Source organism: Collinsella aerofaciens (assembly GCF_015548375.1).
Classification (GTDB): domain Bacteria; phylum Actinomycetota; class Coriobacteriia; order Coriobacteriales; family Coriobacteriaceae; genus Collinsella; species Collinsella aerofaciens_AB.
Window position 1 is genome coordinate 1 of sequence record NZ_JADMWW010000055.1, and the last position, 1,421, is coordinate 1,421.

General features: G+C 68.2%; 2 protein-coding genes. Both read left to right on the plus strand.

All coding sequences use genetic code 11. From position 1 onward, the window contains the following. The first annotated feature begins 83 nt into the window (after nt 1-83). A complete protein-coding gene (locus I1969_RS10945) occupies nt 84-1,139 on the plus strand; it encodes an IS1595 family transposase (protein ID WP_229028406.1) in 1,056 nt (351 codons plus the stop codon). 46 nt (nt 1,140-1,185) lie between these two features. After that, entirely contained in the window at nt 1,186-1,383 is a 198-nt protein-coding gene (locus I1969_RS10950) for a type II toxin-antitoxin system RelB/DinJ family antitoxin (protein WP_118935480.1), read from the plus strand. The last annotated feature ends 38 nt before the right edge of the window (nt 1,384-1,421 follow it).

Below are 1,421 nucleotides of genomic sequence, written 5' to 3' on the forward strand. Positions count from 1 at the left end.
GGCTCTGTTAGACCAGGATTGACATACATGTGTCCCCACGGTGCCATATCTTTGACCCCGTAGACCGCGATGATGGGGGCAGCATGAACGCCGAAGACCTGGTCCTCAACTTCAAGAAGGGCATGGCGAACCTCAGCAAGACCGAGCGCCGCCGCGCTATCGAGTCCGTCAGGGACGTGATCCGCGCGGCGGCGTTCGACGACGCGGCCGGCTCCGCCTACGAAATCGAACGCTGCCCGCGCTGCGGGTCCGCCGCGGTCGTGAAGAAGGGCAAATCGAAGAACGGCGAGCAGCGCTACCTCTGCCGGGGCTGCGGCAGGACCTTCGGCATGGGCAGCGAGCGCATCCTGGGGACGAGCAGGCTCCCGAAGGAGACCTGGATGGCCTACGCCGAGTGCTTCGTGCTCATGCTGCCCCTGCGCGAGTGCGCGAGGCGCTGCCGCGTCTGCCTCAAGACCGCCTACACCATGCGCCACAGGCTGATCGAGTGCCTCTCGGCCTACTCCCCCTCGTTCAGGGTCGAGCGGGGCTGCGGCTGCGAGCTCGACGAGACCTACTTCCCCGAGTCGTTCAAGGGCAACCACGCGAAGGGGTCGTTCACGATGCCGCGCCCCTCCCGGCACCGCGGCAAGCAGGTGCACAGGCGCGGGCTGTCGCGCGAGCGGATTTGCGTCATGACCGGCGTGAACGACTCGAACGAGACGTTCCTCGAGGTCACGGGGCGGGGCGCCCTTTCGAGGGAGCGCGCCATGGACGCGCTGAGGGGCCGCATCGCGGCCGGCTCGGTCGTCGCGACCGACAGGGCGGCCGCCTACGTCGGCGTCCTCGCCGAGCTCGAGGTCGCCGCGCACGCGGCCTACGACCCCAAGGACCGCTCCGGGGGAACCATCAACCGGATCAACACCGTCCACTCGCTCCTCGGCGCCTTCATGGAGCCGTTCAAGGGCGTGTCGACGAAGCACCTCGATGCCTACCTCGCCTGGTTCAGGTGGTGCCGGACCTTCATGGCGACCGATTCCGGCGCCGCCGGGCGCACGGTCGCGCGGCAGCTCGCGCACGGCGTCTGCAGGAGCCGCGTCCGCGACATGTTCAACGTGGAGCCGCCCTACATGGACTACTGGGCCGCGCCCGCCGCATAGAGGCGGTAGAATGGTCGCACCGCGATACACGAGGAGGGGTGAGGCCATGCCGTCGAACATACCGGCCACGACGATCCGCATCGACCCGGAGGTCAAGAGGGAGGCCACGGCCATCCTGGACGAGCTCGGCCTGTCCATGTCCACCGCCGTCAACGCGTTCCTCAGGGCGCTCGTCCGGGAGGGCGGGATGCCGTTCGAGATGAGGGTCAAGACGCCGGCGCCCGACGGGGAGACGGCGAGTTAGCCGGCAGGTCGGCATGTCAATCCTGGTCTAACAGAGCC

What these genes read in the sequence shown, in the direction of transcription:
- I1969_RS10945 (WP_229028406.1), top strand. Translation starts at nt 84, where the DNA reads ATGAACGCCGAAGACCTGGTCCTCAACTTCAAGAAGGGCATGGCGAAC.
- I1969_RS10950 (WP_118935480.1), top strand. Translation starts at nt 1,186, where the DNA reads ATGCCGTCGAACATACCGGCCACGACGATCCGCATCGACCCGGAGGTC.